19 protein-coding genes are annotated in these 17002 nt (G+C 64.4%); 6 read left to right on the forward strand and 13 right to left on the reverse strand.

Annotation, left to right across the window (positions count from 1 at the left end):
• Positions 1 to 7: 7 nt before the first annotated feature.
• The 8 genes from AC6BOR_RS06495 to rpsL all read right to left on the reverse strand — a co-directional run bounded on the left by AC6BOR_RS06495 (position 8) and on the right by rpsL (position 6646).
• The gene (locus tag AC6BOR_RS06495; RefSeq protein ID WP_086117742.1) at positions 8 to 307 is read right to left on the reverse strand and encodes a 50S ribosomal protein L23; all 300 of its coding nucleotides are present in this window, start codon (positions 305 to 307) and stop codon (positions 8 to 10) included.
• A complete protein-coding gene (gene rplD / locus AC6BOR_RS06500) occupies positions 300 to 923 on the reverse strand; it encodes a 50S ribosomal protein L4 (RefSeq protein WP_086117743.1) in 624 nt (207 codons plus the stop codon). Before rplD ends, AC6BOR_RS06495 begins: the two co-directional genes overlap by 8 nt.
• 2 nt (positions 924 to 925) lie before the next feature.
• A complete protein-coding gene (gene rplC / locus AC6BOR_RS06505; RefSeq protein WP_086117744.1) occupies positions 926 to 1669 on the reverse strand; it encodes a 50S ribosomal protein L3 in 744 nt (247 codons plus the stop codon).
• Positions 1670 to 1761: 92 nt separating this feature from the next.
• Positions 1762 to 2076: a 30S ribosomal protein S10 gene (gene rpsJ / locus AC6BOR_RS06510; RefSeq protein ID WP_086117758.1), complete on the reverse strand. Its 315-nt coding sequence runs from the start codon at positions 2074 to 2076 to the stop codon at positions 1762 to 1764.
• A 196-nt stretch (positions 2077 to 2272) separates the two neighbouring features.
• Positions 2273 to 3463 (reverse strand): elongation factor Tu, encoded by a 1191-nt coding sequence (gene tuf / locus AC6BOR_RS06515; RefSeq protein ID WP_086117745.1) that lies wholly within the window; start codon positions 3461 to 3463, stop codon positions 2273 to 2275.
• Positions 3464 to 3625: 162 nt separating this feature from the next.
• Entirely contained in the window at positions 3626 to 5722 is a 2097-nt protein-coding gene (fusA, locus tag AC6BOR_RS06520; protein WP_498060359.1) for an elongation factor G, read from the reverse strand.
• Positions 5723 to 5791: 69 nt separating this feature from the next.
• Positions 5792 to 6262, reverse strand: coding sequence for a 30S ribosomal protein S7 (gene rpsG / locus AC6BOR_RS06525; RefSeq protein ID WP_086117759.1), 471 nt, complete (start codon positions 6260 to 6262; stop codon positions 5792 to 5794).
• Between the two features lie 12 nt (positions 6263 to 6274).
• On the reverse strand, positions 6275 to 6646 hold the full coding sequence (gene rpsL / locus AC6BOR_RS06530; protein ID WP_086117760.1) for a 30S ribosomal protein S12: 372 nt from the start codon (positions 6644 to 6646) through the stop codon (positions 6275 to 6277).
• 342 nt (positions 6647 to 6988) lie between these two features.
• Between rpsL and AC6BOR_RS06535 the strand changes: the two genes are divergently transcribed.
• The 3 genes from AC6BOR_RS06535 to AC6BOR_RS06545 all read left to right on the forward strand — a co-directional run bounded on the left by AC6BOR_RS06535 (position 6989) and on the right by AC6BOR_RS06545 (position 9383).
• Positions 6989 to 7936, forward strand: coding sequence for a sulfotransferase domain-containing protein (locus tag AC6BOR_RS06535; RefSeq protein ID WP_498060360.1), 948 nt, complete (start codon positions 6989 to 6991; stop codon positions 7934 to 7936).
• Between the two features lie 74 nt (positions 7937 to 8010).
• A complete protein-coding gene (locus AC6BOR_RS06540) occupies positions 8011 to 8343 on the forward strand; it encodes a TIGR04076 family protein (RefSeq protein WP_498060361.1) in 333 nt (110 codons plus the stop codon).
• Positions 8340 to 9383 carry an aldo/keto reductase gene (locus AC6BOR_RS06545; RefSeq protein WP_498060362.1) on the forward strand — a complete coding sequence of 348 codons (1044 nt, stop codon included), beginning with the start codon at positions 8340 to 8342 and terminating at the stop codon, positions 9381 to 9383. The genes AC6BOR_RS06540 and AC6BOR_RS06545 overlap by 4 nt, the downstream gene beginning before the upstream one ends.
• 9 nt (positions 9384 to 9392) lie before the next feature.
• On the opposite strand, the gene AC6BOR_RS06550 is transcribed toward AC6BOR_RS06545, so the two are convergent.
• The 5 genes from AC6BOR_RS06550 to AC6BOR_RS06570 all read right to left on the reverse strand — a co-directional run bounded on the left by AC6BOR_RS06550 (position 9393) and on the right by AC6BOR_RS06570 (position 14399).
• Entirely contained in the window at positions 9393 to 9611 is a 219-nt protein-coding gene (locus AC6BOR_RS06550; protein ID WP_498060363.1) for a hypothetical protein, read from the reverse strand.
• Between the two features lie 4 nt (positions 9612 to 9615).
• On the reverse strand, positions 9616 to 10158 hold the full coding sequence (locus tag AC6BOR_RS06555) for a glycine-rich domain-containing protein (protein ID WP_498060364.1): 543 nt from the start codon (positions 10156 to 10158) through the stop codon (positions 9616 to 9618).
• A gap of 76 nt (positions 10159 to 10234) precedes the next feature.
• A complete protein-coding gene (gene secA, locus AC6BOR_RS06560; RefSeq protein ID WP_498060365.1) occupies positions 10235 to 12964 on the reverse strand; it encodes a preprotein translocase subunit SecA in 2730 nt (909 codons plus the stop codon).
• A 105-nt stretch (positions 12965 to 13069) separates the two neighbouring features.
• Positions 13070 to 13981, reverse strand: coding sequence for a PEPxxWA-CTERM sorting domain-containing protein (locus AC6BOR_RS06565; RefSeq protein ID WP_498060366.1), 912 nt, complete (start codon positions 13979 to 13981; stop codon positions 13070 to 13072).
• 121 nt (positions 13982 to 14102) lie between these two features.
• A complete protein-coding gene (locus tag AC6BOR_RS06570) occupies positions 14103 to 14399 on the reverse strand; it encodes a hypothetical protein (protein WP_498060367.1) in 297 nt (98 codons plus the stop codon).
• A gap of 122 nt (positions 14400 to 14521) precedes the next feature.
• Between AC6BOR_RS06570 and AC6BOR_RS06575 the strand changes: the two genes are divergently transcribed.
• From AC6BOR_RS06575 to AC6BOR_RS06585, 3 genes are read left to right on the forward strand one after another with little or no spacing between them, the layout of a single operon-like run.
• Positions 14522 to 16030 carry a YifB family Mg chelatase-like AAA ATPase gene (locus tag AC6BOR_RS06575; protein ID WP_498060368.1) on the forward strand — a complete coding sequence of 503 codons (1509 nt, stop codon included), beginning with the start codon at positions 14522 to 14524 and terminating at the stop codon, positions 16028 to 16030.
• A 23-nt stretch (positions 16031 to 16053) separates the two neighbouring features.
• Positions 16054 to 16542, forward strand: coding sequence for a DUF805 domain-containing protein (locus AC6BOR_RS06580; protein WP_498060369.1), 489 nt, complete (start codon positions 16054 to 16056; stop codon positions 16540 to 16542).
• A gap of 34 nt (positions 16543 to 16576) precedes the next feature.
• Positions 16577 to 16981: a DUF805 domain-containing protein gene (locus AC6BOR_RS06585; protein WP_498060370.1), complete on the forward strand. Its 405-nt coding sequence runs from the start codon at positions 16577 to 16579 to the stop codon at positions 16979 to 16981.
• Positions 16982 to 17002 lie beyond the last annotated feature (21 nt).

The following is a 17002-nucleotide window of genomic DNA, read 5'->3' on the forward strand; positions in this document are numbered from 1 at the left end:
CCCGCCTTTAGATGCTGGTGGTCACGTCGATGCGGTCGCCATCGGCAACCGTCACCACGGCCTTCTTCACGTCAGACCGGCGATATTCCTGGCCACGCCAGCGCTTGGTCTTGCCCTTGGCCACCATCGTGTTCACGGCCAGCACCTTCACGCCATACAGCGCTTCGACGGCAGCCTTGATCTGCGGCTTGGTGGCATCCTTGGCGACCTGGAAGACGACCTGGTTGAATTCGCTCACCAGGGTCGACTTCTCGGTGATGACGGGCTTCACCACCACGTCATAATGCTTGATGTCGATGTTAGCCATTGACGCGGGCCTCCAGGGCCGAAACCGCGGCGCGGGTCAGCACCAGCGTGTCGTGGTTGAGGATGTCATAGACATTGGCACCGATCGCCGGCAGCACATCAACGTGCGGCACGTTGGCCGAAGCCATCGCGAAGCCGGCATCAACGGCGGCGCCGTCGATGAACAGGCCGGAGGTGATCCCCAGCTTTTCCATCGAAGCGATGAAGGCCTTGGTCTTGGCTTCGCCAAGGTTCAGGTCTTCCACCACGATCAGCTTGCCTTCCTGGGCCTTCACCGACAGGGCGGTAGCCAGACCGAGGCGACGGATCTTCTTGTTCAGCGACGGATTGAAATCACGGACGCGCGGACCATGGGCCTTGCCGCCGCCGATGAATTGCGGCGCGGCGCGGTTGCCGTGACGGGCACGACCGCCGCCCTTCTGGTTGCCCAGCTTCTTGCCGGTGCGGGCGACTTCGCTGCGCTCGCGCGCCTTGCGGGCGGTGCCGCGGCGCTTTTCCAGCTGCCAGGTCACGACGCGGTGCAGGATGTCCAGCCGCGGCTCCTTGCCGAACACGGCTTCCGACAGCTCGATCTCGCCAGCGTCGGCCGCGGTCAGGGTCTTCACCTGAACCTTCATGATCAAGCCTCCGTGGATTCGTCAGCAGCCGGAGCGGCATCAGCCACTTCAGCAACGACGTTGGTGTTGGCAGCCGCCTTCAGCGCGGCCGGATACGGGCGGTCAGCGTGCGCCGGAACCTTCACGGCGTCCTTCACCAGCAGCCAGCCACCCTTCGAGCCGGGCACCGAGCCCATCACGAAGATCAGGCCGCGCTCGACGTCGGTCGACACGACTTCCAGATTCTGCTGCGTGCGCTGCTTGGCACCCATGTGCCCGGCCATCTTCTTGCCCGGGAAGGTGCGGCCAGGGTCCTGGCGGTTGCCGGTCGAACCGTGCGAACGGTGCGAGACCGAGACACCGTGGGTGGCGCGCAGACCACCGAAGCCCCAGCGCTTCATGGCGCCGGCGAAGCCCTTGCCCTGCGTGATGCCGGTGACGTCAACCAGCTGGCCCGGCACGAAATGATCGGCGCTGATGGTGGCACCCGGTTCCAGCACGGCATCAGCCGCGACACGGAATTCCGCCACCTTGGCCTTGGGCTCGACTTCGGCCTTGCCGAAGTGGCCGCGTTCCGGCTTGCTGGTGTTCTTGGCCTTCTTCACGCCGGCGCCAAGCTGCACGGCGGTGTAGCCATCGGTCTCGTCGGTCTTCACCGCGACAACCTGGTTGTTCTCCAGGGCGAGAACGGTGACCGGCACGTGCCGGCCATCTTCGCGGAAAATCCGCGTCATCCCCATTTTCTTCGCGATCACGCCAGTGCGCATGATCTGTTTCCTTTCATCAGAGGCCCCCTCCCGTTGCCGGGTGGAGGGGCGTGACCCTTCCAAAGTCGCTCCGCGTATTTGGGGAAGGTCGGTTACTTGCCGAGCTTGATTTCCACGTCCACGCCGGCGGCCAGATCGAGCTTCATCAGCGCGTCAACCGTCTGCGGGGTGGGATCAACAATGTCGAGGAGACGCTTGTAGGTGCGCACCTCGAACTGTTCACGGCTCTTCTTGTCGACGTGCGGCGAGCGGTTCACGGTGAACTTCTCGAAGCGGGTCGGCAGCGGAATCGGACCACGGATGGCAGCGCCGGTCCGCTTGGCGGTGTCGGCGATCTCACCGGTGGCCATATCGAGCACACGATGGTCAAAAGCCTTCAGGCGAATGCGGATGTTTTGAGCGTCCATGGCACCAATCTTGTCAAACAGCGTGTTCAAAAAAAGCGGACCGGTTCATCCCCGAACTGGTAGGTCGGGGTTGCACCGGCCGCTTCGAAATTCTTGCCCCTGGTTTTCAGCCGCGGGGCCCGGCTTGCCCGTCGATGCAGCGGTATCGCGCATCAACGAATCAGGGCCGCTTCCCTAGGGAAGCGGCCCCATACACTCACTTGATGATCGACGCAACCACGCCGGCGCCGACGGTGCGGCCGCCTTCGCGAATGGCGAAGCGCAGACCCTGGTCCATGGCGATCGGAGCGATCAGCTTGACCTTCAGCTGCACGTTGTCGCCCGGCATCACCATCTCGGTGCCTTCCGGCAGCTCAACGGTGCCGGTGACGTCGGTGGTGCGGAAGTAGAACTGCGGACGATAGTTGGCGAAGAACGGCGTGTGACGGCCACCTTCGTCCTTCGACAGCACGTACACCTCGGCGGTGAACTCGGTGTGCGGCTTGATCGAGCCGGGCTTGCACAGCACCTGGCCGCGCTCGACTTCGTCACGGCCCACACCGCGCAGCAGGGCGCCGATGTTGTCGCCAGCCTGGCCCTGATCGAGCAGCTTGCGGAACATTTCCACGCCGGTGCAGACGGTCTTGCGGGTGTCGTGGATGCCGACGATTTCCAGTTCTTCGCCAACCTTCACCACGCCGGTTTCGACACGGCCGGTCACCACGGTGCCGCGGCCCGAGATCGAGAACACGTCTTCGATCGGCATCAGGAACGGCTTGTCCAGCGGACGCTCCGGCTGCGGGATGTAGGCGTCAACGGCCTTCATCAGCTCCAGGATGGCGGCGTGGCCGATTTCCGGCTGCTTGCCTTCGAGAGCGCACACGGCCGAACCCTTGACGATCGGAATGTCATCGCCCGGGAAGTCGTACTTGGACAGCAGCTCGCGGATTTCCAGCTCGACGAGTTCCAGGATTTCCGGATCGTCCACGAGGTCGACCTTGTTCATGAACACGACCATGGCGGGCACACCGACCTGCTTGGCCAGCAGGATGTGCTCGCGGGTCTGCGGCATCGGGCCGTCGGTGGCCGACACGACCAGGATGGCGCCGTCCATCTGCGCAGCGCCGGTGATCATGTTCTTCACATAGTCGGCGTGGCCCGGGCAGTCGACGTGGGCATAGTGACGGTCAGCGGTTTCATACTCGACGTGGGCGGTCGAGATGGTGATGCCGCGCTCGCGCTCTTCCGGCGCCTTGTCGATGTTGGCATAGTCCACGAAGGTGGCGCCGCCGGTTTCGGCCAGCACCTTGGTGATGGCAGCGGTCAGCGAGGTCTTGCCATGGTCGACGTGACCGATGGTCCCGATGTTGCAGTGCGGCTTGTTCCGCTCAAACTTGGCTTTGGCCATGGCCTGTACCTTCTTCCTTGCTCAAAAATATGAGGCGTTCTGTGATGGAGGCGTATCCGTTGCGGGAAACGCCGGGGCGACTGGTCGCCCCTGTGCTGTTGGGGGTGACCGGCCGAATCAGCGCGCCTTGAGGCGCGCTGACTAGCGGCATTCAGCGAAAAATCAAGACAGCTTGAGCTTGATTTCCTCGGCCACGTTCGACGGCACTTCGTCGTAGTGGCTGAACTGCATGGTGTATTGCGCACGGCCCTGCGACATCGAGCGCAGGTTGTTCACATAACCGAACATGTTGGCCAGCGGCACCATGGCTTCGATCACCTGCGCGTTGCCGCGGGTGTCGGTGCCCTGGATCTGGCCACGGCGGCTGTTGAGGTCGCCGATCACGTCGCCCAGATAATCTTCCGGCGTCACCACCTCGACCTTCATGACCGGCTCGAGGATCTTGATGCCGGCCTTTTCGGCCGCTTCACGCATGGCGCCACGCCCGGTGATTTCAAAGGCCAGAGCGCTGGAGTCAACGTCGTGATAGGCGCCGTCATACAGGGTGGCCTTGAAGTCGATCAGCGGGAAGCCGATCAGCGCGCCCGAGGCGGCCACGTCGCGAATGCCCTTTTCGACCGCCGGGATGTATTCGCGCGGCACGTTGCCGCCCTTCACCTCGTCGACGAACAGCACGCCCGAACCGCGCTCGCCCGGCTCGACCACGATCTTCACGCGGCCGAACTGGCCCGAGCCGCCCGACTGCTTCTTGTGGGTGTAATCGATGTCGACCTTGCGGGCGAGCGATTCACGATAGGCCACCTGCGGGGCGCCGACATTGGCTTCCACCTTGAACTCGCGCCGCATGCGGTCAACGATGATTTCGAGGTGGAGTTCGCCCATGCCGCGGATGATGGTCTGGCCGCTCTCGTTGTCAGACGACACGCGGAACGACGGATCTTCCTGGGCCAGGCGGTTGAGGGCGATGCCCATCTTTTCCTGGTCGGCCTTGGTCTTGGGTTCCACGGCCACCTCGATCACCGGATCGGGGAATTCCATGCGCTCCAGGATGATCGGCTTCAGCGGGGCGCACAGCGTGTCACCGGTGGTGACATCCTTCAGGCCGACCAGCGCGACGATGTCGCCGGCCATGGCTTCCTTGATGTCCTCGCGGTTGTTGGCGTGCATCAGCAGCATGCGGCCGATCTTCTCGCGCTTGTCCTTCACCGAGTTCAGCACGGTCGAGGCGGCTTCCAGCTTGCCCGAATAGATGCGGGCAAACGTCAGCGTGCCGACGAACGGGTCGGTCATGATCTTGAACGCCAGCGCCGAGAAGGGCTCATTGTCGTCGGCCTTGCGGGTGTCTTCCTCTTCGGTGCCCGGCTTGATGCCCTGCACCGGCGGAATGTCGAGCGGGCTCGGCAAATAGTCCACCACGGCGTCCAGCAGCGGCTGCACGCCCTTGTTCTTGAACGCCGAACCGCACAGCACCGGCACGAAATCGAAGTTCAACGTGCCCTTGCGGATCAGCTTCTTCAGCGTGGCGGCATCCGGCTCCTCGCCTTCCAGATAGGCTTCCATCACGGCGTCGTCCTGCTCGACGGCGAGCTCGATCAGCTCGGCGCGGGCAGCGGCAGCCTCATCGGCCATGTCGGCCGGAATATCCTTGTATTCGAACTTGGCGCCCAGGCTTTCTTCCAGCCACACGATGGCGCGGTTGTTCACCAGGTCGACGAGACCGATGAAATCGCTTTCCAGACCGATCGGCAGATACAGCACGGCCGGGCGGGCGCCCAGGCGGTCCTTGATCATCTGCACGCAGCGGTTGAAGTTGGCACCGGTGCGGTCCAGCTTGTTAACGAAGCACATGCGCGGCACGCGATACTTGTCGGCCTGGCGCCACACGGTTTCCGACTGCGGCTCCACGCCGGCCACACCGTCAAAGCAGGCCACGGCGCCGTCGAGCACGCGCAGCGAACGTTCGACTTCGATGGTGAAGTCCACGTGTCCGGGCGTGTCGATGATGTTGATGCGATGCTCTTCGCCCTTGCCGTCATCCGCCCGCCACTGGCAGGTGGTCGCCGCCGACGTGATGGTGATGCCGCGCTCCTGCTCCTGCTCCATCCAGTCCATGGTGGCGGTGCCTTCGTGCACTTCGCCGATCTTGTAGGACTTGCCGGTGTAATAAAGGATGCGCTCGGTCGTGGTCGTCTTGCCGGCATCGATGTGGGCCATGATGCCGATGTTGCGATAACGCTCAAGCGGATGGGAGCGGGGCATGGGAAAAGCCTTGCTTTAGGGGGAAAATGAGGTGGGCCGGCACCGCGAACGGCACCGGCCCGGATGGGATTACCAGCGATAGTGCGAGAAGGCGCGGTTCGCTTCCGCCATGCGGTGCGTGTCTTCGCGCTTCTTCACCGCCGAACCGCGGTTGGAGGCAGCATCGAGCAGCTCGGCCGACAGGCGGGCCGCCATGGTGTGCTCGCTGCGCTTGCGGGCGGCCGAGATGATCCAGCGGATGGCCAGCGCCTGGCCACGGTCCGGACGGACTTCCACCGGCACCTGGTAGGTGGCGCCGCCGACGCGGCGGCTGCGGACTTCGATGCCCGGACGCACGTTGGCCAGCGCGTCGTGGAAGACGCCCAGCGGCTCGCGGCGGCTCTTGGCTTCGATGGTTTCCAGAGCGGTGTAGACGATGTTTTCGGCCACGCTCTTCTTGCCCTGCAGCATCACGAGATTCATGAACTTGGACAGGACGACATCCCCGAACTTCGGATCGGGGTTCACAATGCGCTTTTCAGGGCGACGACGACGAGACATGTGGTTGACCCCTTACTTCGGACGCTTGGCGCCGTACTTGGAACGGCTCTGCTTGCGGTTCTTCACGCCCTGCGTGTCGAGCACGCCGCGCACGATGTGATAGCGCACGCCGGGAAGATCCTTCACGCGGCCGCCGCGAATCAGCACAACCGAGTGTTCCTGCAGGTTGTGGCCTTCGCCGGGGATGTAGCCGATGACTTCAAAGCCATTGGTCAGACGGATCTTGGCGACCTTGCGGAGCGCCGAGTTCGGCTTCTTCGGGGTGGTGGTGTAAACGCGGGTGCAAACGCCACGCTTCTGCGGGTTGGCCTCCATGGCCGGCACCTTGTTGCGCGCCTTCTGCGGCTCGCGACCCTTGCGGATCAACTGGTTGATCGTCGGCATTGATCTCTCTTCTCGCTTCGACCACGCACCCCCATGGCGCGCGGCCTACTCCAGACCTGCCCCGTTGATCAGCCGGCGAAACCGGCGCATCACATAAGCACGAACGGCCCCCGGGAAACCGAAGGGCCATCCGCACACGGTGCCATCTGTCGTATCCCCTGCCCGAACCTTGGTCCGCTCAGGGATGCGCGCCCTTACTCGCAAAGCCTGTCCCGGTCAACATCGGGTGCGCCGCGCCGGCGCATCGACGCCGCGCCATGTCCGGCGTCAGGGCCTGCCCGGCAATTGCGGGCTGGCGTCTGCCCGGCACTGCGTTAAGCTGCCAGAACCGGGGAGAAAACCATGCTGATCCGCAAGGCCGAAAAGATTGTGCGCAGCTGGCACTGCGACAGCCGGGTCTGGGATCGGCTGGAGGCCCGGCCAGGCGACATCATCGTTTGCACAGCGCCCAAATGTGGCACCACCTGGACCCAGCGCATAGTTTCCATGCTGATGCTGCAATCGGCTGCGCCGGTTCCGGTGATGGAAATGCACCCCTGGCTCGACGCGTTCTTCATCCCGCATGATATCGTCATCCCGATGCTGAACGCATCCCCGGGGCGGCGTATGCTGAAGACCCATCTGCCCTTCGATGCGATGCCGTTCCATGATGATACACTGTATATCCACGTCGCCCGTGATCCGCGCGACGCCTGCATGTCCTACCACAATCACGAAGTCGGCCTCACCGATGATGCCTTGATGCGGATGGATGCACAGGGCCTGGCGATTCCTGACATCGCGGCGCCCTACCCGCGCCCGCCGGCGGATCCCCATGATTTCTTCCGTCGCTGGGTACGCGACCCCGCCTTCGCTCCGTTCGACGATTGGACCTGTGCCGAATATTTCGAATTGCAGCGCAGCTATTGGGCGGTTCGTCACCAGCCCAATGTACTGATGCTGCATTATAATGATCTGAAGGCCGATCTGGAGGGCGAGATGCGGCGCATCGCGGCCTTCATCGGGGTGGAAACCCCGCCCGCCCTGTGGCCCGACCTGGTGGAAGCGGCCAGCTTTGCCGCCATGCAGCGCGATGGCGACGCCATTCTTGGCATGGCCGCCCAAAGCTGGAAGGAAGGCAGCAAGACCTTCCTGCACAAGGGCACCAACAACCGCTGGCGCACATTGCTCACCGAAGCCGACCTCGCGGATTATGACGCCGCTGCCACCGCGGGCATGACCCCTGCCATGCGCGCCTGGGTGGAAGGCGGCACGCGCATTGCCGGTGACCCGAAAACGCTGGCGGATTGAAGCTGGCCGCGCCGGCCCGCCGGGATCTGCCCGCGTGGTTGCCGGCCGTTGTTACCACTGGCACAAGCCGAACCATGAGCGACGAATTCGAACTTTACGATCTGAAGGTGGAGGTGATCGCCCCGCCCGGCGCCACACTCTGGTGCAATGCGAAGCCCGGCGACTGGTTCGAGCTGCGTGGGGAGCTGCTGCACCTGCCGCCTGGCCAGGGCTTTTCCATCTACAGCCTGGCCGCCGTGCTGCCACTGCTCGCCGCCAAGCAGCGCGCCACCCATCCCAACGACTGGATGGACAGCGATGCCGAGATCGCCTGCCCCGATCCCAACTGCCCGTCACGCCTGCGGATCACCCGGCTGGGCAAGCGTGTCTTCCGCCGCGCCGACACCACCGCCACGGTGAAACCATGAGCATCGAGCGCACCCTGCTGGCCCCCGGCCACGAAATTTCCCGCCTGATCCGCGGCGGCTGGCAGCTGGCCGGTGACCATGGCCCGGTTGACATGGCCAGCCTCAACGATGGTTTCCTCGCCGGTTATGATGCCGGCATCACCACGCTGGACTGTGCCGACATCTATACCGGCGTCGAAGCCATGATTGGCGATTTCCGCCGCCATCTTGCCCAGGCGCGCGGTGCCGAGGCGCTGGCCCGGCTGAAGGTCCACACCAAGTTCGTGCCCGATCTCGACCGGCTCGCCGGCCTGTCATTCGCCGATGTCGAAGCCATCATCGACCGGTCGCGCACCCGGCTGGGCATGGACCGGCTTGATCTGGTGCAGTTCCACTGGTGGGATTATGGCCTGGGTGATCCGGTCGCGGCGCTGCACCACCTCGCCCGGCTGCGCGCCGATGGCCGCATCGCCCATGTTGCGGGCACCAATTTCGATGCCGCCCATCTGGCCCAGTTCGCCGCCGCCGGCCTGCCGTTGGCCAGCATCCAGGTGCAATATTCGCTGCTCGATCGCCGGCCGGCAGGCAGCTTCACCGCCACCGCCGCCGCCAGCGGCACCGGCCTCATCTGCTATGGCGCATTGGCCGGCGGCTTCCTCGCCGATCGCTGGCTGGGCCAGGCCGATCCGGCCGAAACGCTGACCAACCGCAGCCTGATCAAATATCGCCTGATCATCGAGGAGTGCGGCGGCTGGGAGGCGTTCCAGGCGCTGCTGACGGCGATTCGCGCCGTGGCAGACCGGCATGGCGTGCCGCTGTCGGCCGTGGCGGCGCGCTGGGTGCTGGATCAGCCGGGGGTGGCCGCCATCATCATCGGCGCCCGCGATGCCAGCCACCTGCCGGCAACGCTGGCCATCGCGGCCCTGCGCCTCACCCCCGCCGACCATGCCGCGATCGCCGCTGCGCTGCCGCCCTCCCCGCCCGGCGATGTCTATGCGCTGGAGCGGGACCGCAACGGCCGCCACGGCCGCATCATGAAATATGGCCTGAACAAGGGCTGAGCGCGCACCTCACCCACCACACCCGCCGCAGCCGCCCCCACAGCCGCCATCGCCGCCGCCCCCGTCACTGCCGCCATCATGGCAGGCCGGATCGATGATCACGTCGCAGCCGGCCGATCCGCCATCGGCACTGGCAGCTTGGCGGGGGGATCGCGCCTGGCCGCGGATCAACAGGGCCAGGGTTGCGGTGATCAGGGTCGCAATCAAGACAGCACTCAGGGTCATCATATCCTCATGTTGGCCGCGGCCGGGCAAACCACCGCAAGAGCCGGCCGGGCAGGGACGTCTTGCGGACAAGCAGATAGCGACGCCCGTCGATGCGGATCGGCGCCGGCTGAAAACGGTCTTCGGGCGATGGCCAGATGGCGGCCGGGGCGGGGTGGCCGAACACTGCGGCATAGCGGGCCAGCGTGGCAGCATATTGCCGGCGGAAGCGGGCGGCATCCGCCGGAGAACCATCGCCGGGGCCATGGTGCAACGGCCGGCCGAGCACGCGGCCGCAAAATTCGTCCCAATAGTCCCGGCTCCAGGTCAGATGCTGGTGCCAGGCCTGGTCAACGGCGTCGGATGGAGTCAGCTCTGCGCCGCCCAGGCAGGCCAGATAACAGAAGCAGCGATATTCCCCCACCACCGCTTCGGCATGGCGAAGGGACCAGAGATTGTCGCGGGCCAGGCGGGCGACAAAGGCATCGGCTGCCGCCCCGCCAATCGGATGGGCCCTGATGCGATCCCAGAGCGGGTCTTGCAGATCAGCCGGGCCGGATGCCGTTTCCATCTGATTTCCTACTACATGAGTAGGATTACAATCAGATGACAGTCACGCCCCGGTCAAGCGGGTCCGGTTCAACGCCTCAGAACGCGCCGTGGCAGTGCTTGAACTTCTTGCCCGAGCCGCACGGGCATTCGGCGTTGCGGCTCACCGTCTGGCGCCATTCCTCGACATCGGCGGGATCGATGTCGATCAGGGCGGTCGCGTCCTGCGCAGCGGCCAGCATGCCGGCCGGCAGCGTGGAGCCAAAGGCGTCAAAGGCCAGCGCCGGCGCGGCCGAATCGGCGGTGGTGACGAACGACGGCAGCTCGGCCGGCGGCTCATCGGCCTGCAGGCTGAACTGGGCATTGGCCAGCATGCGCGTCACATCCTCGCGCACTGCGGCCAGCATGCGTTCGAACAGCGCAAAGGCCTCGCGCTTGTACTCGTTGATCGGCGTCTTCTGGGCATAGGCGCGCAGATGGATGACCGAGCGCAGCGAATCGAGCGTCGCCAGATGCTCCTTCCAATGATGGTCCAGCGCCTGCAGCAGGAAGCTCTTCTCGATGCTGATCCAGGTCTCGGCCGGCAGCTCGGCTGCCTTCGCCGCCACCAGCGCATCGGCCTGTTCGATCAGCCGGTCGACGATGATTTCGGGGTCAATCCCCTCTTCCTTCGCCCAGGCCGCCACATCCACTGACAGGCCCAGCGTGCCGGTCACATCCTCCTGCAGGCCGGCCACATCCCATTGTTCGGGATAGCTGCCCACCGGGCACCGCGTGGCGACGATGGCGTTCACCGTTTCGTGGCGCATGTCCACCACGACATCGCCCACCGTGTCCGAATCCATGATGTCGGCACGCTGTTCATAGACGACCTTGCGCTGGTCGTTCATCACGTCATCATATTGCAGCAGCTGCTTGCGAATGTCGTAATTGCGCGCTTCCACCTTTTTCTGGGCGGTCTCGATCGCCTTGGAAATCCACGGGTGGATGATCGCCTCACCCTCTTCCAGGCCGGAATTCATCAGGCGCGACAGCATGTTCTGCTGGCCAAAGATGCGCAGCAGATCATCGTCGAGCGACAAATAGAAACGCGACAGGCCGGGATCGCCCTGGCGGCCCGAACGGCCGCGCAGCTGGTTGTCGATGCGGCGGCTCTCGTGGCGTTCGGTGCCCAGCACGAACAGGCCGCCATTGGCCTTCACCTGGGCGCATTCGGCCGCCACTTCGGCCTTGATGCGGGCTTCGGCGGCATCGCGCTCCGGTCCTTCGGCCAAGCCGGCCAGCTCGCGCGCGATGCGGGCCTCGTCGTTGCCGCCCAGCTTGATGTCGGTGCCGCGGCCGGCCATGTTGGTGGCGATGGTCACGGCGCCGATGCGGCCGGCCTGCTCCACGATGGCGGCTTCCTGCTCGTGATAACGGGCGTTCAGCACGACATGCTCGACGCCTTCCTGCTTCAGGAAGTCCGACAACATTTCGCTCTTCTCGATCGAAACCGTGCCAACCAGCACCGGCTGGCCGCGGCCCTGCGCCTCGCGGATCGCCTTGACGATGGCTTTGAACTTGTCTTGGCTGTTCTTGTAGAATTCGTCGTCCACATCCCGGCGCTGCACCGGCAGGTTGGTCGGGATTTCCACCACGTTCAGCTTGTAGATGTCGTAAAATTCCGCCGCCTCGGTGCTGGCGGTGCCGGTCATGCCGCCAAGCTTGGGATACATGCGGAAATAATTCTGGAAGGTGATGCTGGCCAGAGTCTGGTTCTCCGGCATGATCTGCACGCCTTCCTTGGCCTCCACCGCCTGGTGCAGGCCTTCGGACCAGCGACGCCCGTCCATCATGCGGCCGGTGAATTCATCGATGATCACGACCTTGCCGTCGCGCACGATATAATCGGTGTCGCGGCGGAAGATCACGATGGCACGCAGGGCCTGGTTCAGGTGGTGCACCACCTGCGTGTTCTCGAAATCATAGAGATTCTCGCCCTGCAGCAGCCCGGCGGCGGCCAGCATCCGCTCCACCTTCTCGGTGCCGGCTTCGGTGAGAATCACCGACTTCTGTTTCTCGTCAACCTCGACATCCTCGCGCTCGAGCTCCTTCACCACGGCGTTGACCGCCGTGTAGAGCGCCGACTTGTCGTCGGTCGGGCCAGAGATGATCAGCGGGGTGCGCGCTTCGTCGATCAGCACGCTGTCCACTTCGTCCACCACCGCCATGTAGAACGGCCGCTGCACCATCTGCTCGCGGCTGTACTTCATGTTGTCGCGCAGATAATCGAAGCCAAACTCGTTGTTGGTGCCATAGGTGATGTCGCAGTTGTAGGCATCGCGCCGCGACTGGTCGTCCAGGTTGGGCACGATCACGCCCACCGTGAGCCCCAGGAAGCGATAGACCTTGCCCATCCACTGGCTGTCGCGGGTGGCGAGATAGTCATTCACCGTCACCACGTGCACGCCGCGGCCGGTGAGCGCATTCAGATACACCGCCAGCGTCGCCACCAGCGTCTTGCCTTCGCCGGTGCGCATTTCGGCGATCTCGCCCCGGTGCAGCACGATGCCGCCGATCAGCTGCACATCATAATGGCGCTGGCCCAACGTGCGCTTGGCCGCCTCGCGCACCGTCGCAAAGGCTTCGGGCAGGATATCGTCGGTGGTCTTGCCCTCGGCCAGCAGCGCCTTCAGCTTGGGCGTCTGCGCCTGCAGCTCGGCATCGCTCAGCGCGCTGATCTGCGGCTCCAGATCATTGATGCGCTTGATGATCGGCCGCAACGATTTCAGGTAGCGATCGTTGCTGGAACCGAAAAGGGTTTTGGCAATCTTGCCCAGACCGAGCATGGAATTCCTGACTTCACAAAACGCAGCGCTGGCGCGGCCGCGCCTTACGCCTGGGGCATCGGCGGGGATGTAGGGTCAGGATGTGCCGTCGTCAATGTGCGGGGCTCAGGCCGCCCGCACCCGTTCCGCCTGCTGCTGGCGCCGTGCCATCTGGCCAACCAGCATGAAGCCGCCAATCAACATGGTCCATGCCGCCGGTTCTGGCACCGGATCAACCGGCACGGTCAGGCCACCATCAGACATGGTTGAGTTGGACACGAACTGGATATGCCCGGCCGTGTTGATCAGCTTGCCAGTCAACTGAATGGCGGAGAACTGGAAATTGCCGCCCTTGGTCGCCAGGAACGTGCCAATCAGATTGTTCCCACCGGATGTCTGAAAAATATTGCCGCTGGTGCCATTCATCACCCACAGGATGCGGTCTGCCGTCACCCCGCCGGTCAGCGCAATCGTGCGATTGGTCGAAAAATTCCCCGAAGTGCGCAGCACGAAGAAATCATTGGCACCGCCACTGATGGTCAACGTTGCGTTGCTCAGGCTGGTGAAATCGATCACGCTCAGGCTGGTGGCCGGACCATTCGGGTTGGTGATGGTCACAGCCCCCGTATTGGTGAGCGTGCGTGTTCCCGTTATGGCGCCCGCACTGGTCTGCGTGGCCGCCAGCGCATTGGCAAAATCCGCAAGGGCCCGCGCCTGATTATAGGCTGCAAGCGTGTCCGACGCGGTGACAAGATTCAGAGTCGGATCGGTCTGCAGCCCAAGAAGATTGTTCAGCTGGGTCTGGTTGTCGCCATAGGCACCGCCGGTGATACTGCCGTTGCCGCCGCCGGATGAACTGACCGTTGATCCCTGGCCCACGAGCAGCTTGCCGGTGATCGGACCGCTGTTCTGGTTGAAGGATGCTGTGCTGCCAACCGAAACCACAGCATAGGGCGTCAAAGCTGCCGTGTTCGGAAAACGTATCAACGCCTGTGCCGGCGCCGCGACCAGAAGGAGACCAAGAAGCAGTTTGCGCATCGCCCACCCCACCCGAGTCGATGCATAAATGTTAACTCAACTGCAATATATGTCAATTTTTGATTAATAACATTGTTCACAGCAGCTTGGCAGACGAACTGCCCGCCAACAGGAATTGCCGTCAATCTGCCGGGTGGAGCAGCCGCTGGCGCCGCCGCCGGCCACGCATCAGCCCGATATCCACCGCCTGCCGCACCCGCGGATGGCGCCGGCTGTAGAGAATATAGCGCCGCCGCGCCCAGCGCGAATTGCGGAAGATCAGCGCCGCGCCGCCCCCGGCCACGACAATCCCGATCGGCGCCGGCGACACCAGCCCGATGATGCCGGCCACGGGAAACAGCAAGGCGCCCAGAATGATCTGGAACACCCTGACTGGTTCCGAACGGACCAGCGAACCAAGGAAACCGGGGCGACTCACAATGCCAGTCCCGTTACGACCGGGCTGTGGCAAGTGTAAGGCGACAATTGCGCCCGCCTCCGCTTTTTCCTAAGCGTGGCAACAGGGTCACAAACTGGCGTGCCGTTCAGGAGAGCGCAGCAATGGTGGCCCATGTCGGCACAGTGGCATTTCTGGGGCTGGAAGCCCGCAGCGTTGATGTGCAGGTGCAGATTTCCGCTGGCCCGGCCGGCTTCATCACCGTCGGCCTGCCCGACAAGGCGGTGAAGGAAAGCCGCGAACGCGTCGCCGCCGCCCTGCATGCCATCGGCCTGTCGCTGCCGCCGCGCCGCATCATCGTCAATCTGTCCCCGGCCGATCTGCCCAAGGAAGGCAGCCATTATGATCTGCCGATCGCGCTGGGCCTGCTCGCCGCCATGGGCGTGTTGCCGGCCGATGCGCTGGCCGAATTCATCGCCGTCGGCGAACTTGGCCTTGATGGCGCCATCCTGCCCGTGCCCGGCGTGCTGCTCGCCGCGCTGCATGCCGGCGCACAGGAACAGGGCCTGATCTGCCCGGCCGCCCAGGGGCCCGAAGCCGCCTGGGCCGGCGAAGTGCAGCTCATCGCCGCCCCCGATCTGCTCAGCCTGATCAATCACCTGAAAGGTTCGTTGATCCTGCCGCAACCGTTGCAGGCCGAAGCCGAAATCCGCCGCCCCGGCCCCGATCTGGTCGACATCAAGGGCCAGGAAACCCCCAAGCGCTGCATCGAGATTGCTGCGGCCGGCGGCCACAATCTGTTGATGAGCGGCCCGCCCGGCTCCGGCAAGTCGCTGCTCGCCGCCGCGCTGGCCGGCATCCTGCCCGATCTCACCCCGGCCGAAGCGCTGGAAGTCTCCATGGTCGCCTCGATCGCCGGGGAGCTTGACGGTGGCAAGCTGAAACGCAGCCGGCCGTTCCGCGCCCCCCATCACAGCGCGTCGATGGCGGCGCTGGTCGGCGGCGGCACCAAGGCGCGGCCGGGCGAAGTGTCCCTCGCCCACTTGGGCGTGCTGTTCCTCGACGAACTGCCGGAATATCAACGCACGGTGCTCGACAGTTTGCGCCAGCCGCTGGAAACCGGCCAGGTGCAGGTGGCGCGCGCCGCCGCCCATGTCACCTATCCGGCCCGCGTCCAGCTGATCGCTGCGATGAACCCCTGCCGCTGCGGCCATCTCGCTGATCCCGGCCTCGCCTGCGCCCGCGCCCCGCGCTGCGCCGCCGATTATCAAAGCAAATTGTCCGGGCCATTGCTGGACCGCATCGATCTCCACATCGAGGTGCCAGCCCTCTCCGCCGCCGATCTCAGCCTGCCGCCGCCCGCCGAGAGCAGCGCCCAGGTGGCCACCCGCGTCGCCGCCGCCCGCGCGCGCCAGACCGCCCGCTATGCCGGCACCGCCGTCCGCAGCAATGCCGAGGCCGATGGCGAACCGCTGCGTCAGCACAGCACGCCAGATCCCGAAGGCCAGCGCCTGCTCACCCAGGCCGCCGACACATTGCGCCTCTCCGCCCGCGGCTATGCCCGCGTGCTGCGCGTCGCCCGCACCATCGCCGATCTCGCCGCCAGCGACGGCGTCACCCGCATCCACATCGCCGAAGCCCTCAGCTACCGCCGCCGCGCCCCGGTGAATTGATTAGCCCCAGGAACGCTTTCCACATGCAGAGCATCGACACCCCGAAAGTCTGGTACGAATGGATCCTCTTGGCCCTGAAACGAGCAACCGATGTTCGCGGAAGGGCATCACGTTCTGAATATTGGTGGTTTACCGCCATTTTCCTCGCGGTGAGCTTCGACATAAGCGGTGCCATTTACGCGATCGTTTGTATCCCGGCGCTAACGGTAACAGTCAGACGCCTGCATGACCTGAATTGGTCAGGTTGGTGGGCGGCACTGGCACCGCTGGCTTGGAATTTTCCTGTCGCGCTGATAGCCTTGTATGGCACGTTCGAGCAGCAGATGTCTGGCACCTTTGATGGATTGCCAAAGCTGGCATCGGAGGGGCTCCCCTTGGCTCTCGCAGTTCTGGCGCTCTTCAGCGTGCTGGTCACATTGATCGCAATTCTGCTTTTCCAACGCCCTGGAACGTCTGGTGACAACCGCTTTGGTCCCAATCCATTGACACAAAGTCAGGTTTGTCGCGACTAAGCGATTAGGCTTGGCAACGACCCCTGCACCAACCATGACCCCAACCGAAAACATCACCCAGGCCCTCAAACGCAGCCTCGATTTTTCCGGCCGCGCCGCGCGCGCCGAATATTGGTGGTTCACCCTCGTCTGGGCCGTGATCGCCGGCGTCGCTGTCGCCTTCGACATGGCGGTGCTGGGTGTCGATCCCGTCACCAATCCGCAAAGCGGCCGCGCCTTCCCCGCCGCCTTGCTGTTCATCCTCATCCCTCACCTCAGCCTCAGCATCCGCCGCCTGCACGATCAGAACATGCGCGGCTGGTGGTGGCTGATGACCTTGCTGCCCTATGTCGGCCTTCTCCTCCACCTCAGCTGGATGACCCGCAGCGGCACCGAAGGCGACAACCGCTTCGGCCCCGATCCGCTGCCCGCCCCGGAAAATCCGACCAAATATTTCTGACGGCCGCCGCCCTACCGCGCC

The sequence above is a fragment of the Sandarakinorhabdus sp. FBCC-B8862 genome, from assembly GCF_059745315.1.